General features: G+C 41.1%; 1 protein-coding gene. It reads left to right on the top strand.

What is annotated here, in order from left to right; all coding sequences use genetic code 11:
* The first annotated feature begins 167 nt into the window (after nt 1-167).
* The gene (locus N9I19_RS25070) at nt 168-371 is read left to right on the top strand and encodes a hypothetical protein (RefSeq protein ID WP_317779381.1); all 204 of its coding nucleotides are present in this window, start codon (nt 168-170) and stop codon (nt 369-371) included.
* The last annotated feature ends 157 nt before the right edge of the window (nt 372-528 follow it).

The following is a 528-nucleotide window of genomic DNA, read 5'->3' as shown; positions in this document are numbered from 1 at the left end:
AGCGAGCATCTGGAGGGGAAATCAACCACAACTCACTACCTGGTAAATAGCAACAAAGTATGTGAAAACAGCCTAAAGGAAAAGGGATCAAAGTAATTGTTGTACTGGCACATGATTCAGCTAAATCAGATCAGTCAGGAGCAAATTCCAGTGGAGCTATAGTGGAGATGGCTCCAAAAATCGATGATGAGGTCGATGTCATTTTTACCGGTCACAGCCATGAATATGCCAATACCGTTGTAGCCGGTAAACTGATCGTTCAAGCTTATTCTAATGGGAAAGCCTTTTCTCAAGTAAATCTTGAAATTGACCCACATACTAAAAATATTGTTAAGAAACCTCAAGATTGGTTTATAGAGTGGGTAGAGTAATTAAACGAGAAATAAAAGGTAACTACTTATTCAGATAACAAGTGCTTTACTTCAAATAAGGGAGCTGCCTTGGCAGCTCGTTTTCGTGCGCCCGGCATGGGTGCAATCTATAGGGTGAAAGTCCCGAACCATGAAGGCAGTAGTAGTGGTTAGCTTA

Origin of the sequence: Peribacillus sp. CSMR9 (genome assembly GCF_033141925.1) — a bacterium.
In the GTDB taxonomy this organism is placed as follows: domain Bacteria; phylum Bacillota; class Bacilli; order Bacillales; family DSM-1321; genus Peribacillus; species Peribacillus simplex_A.
The sequence above is the reverse complement of the archived record's forward strand: the minus strand, read 5'-3'. Positions and strand labels throughout refer to the sequence as shown.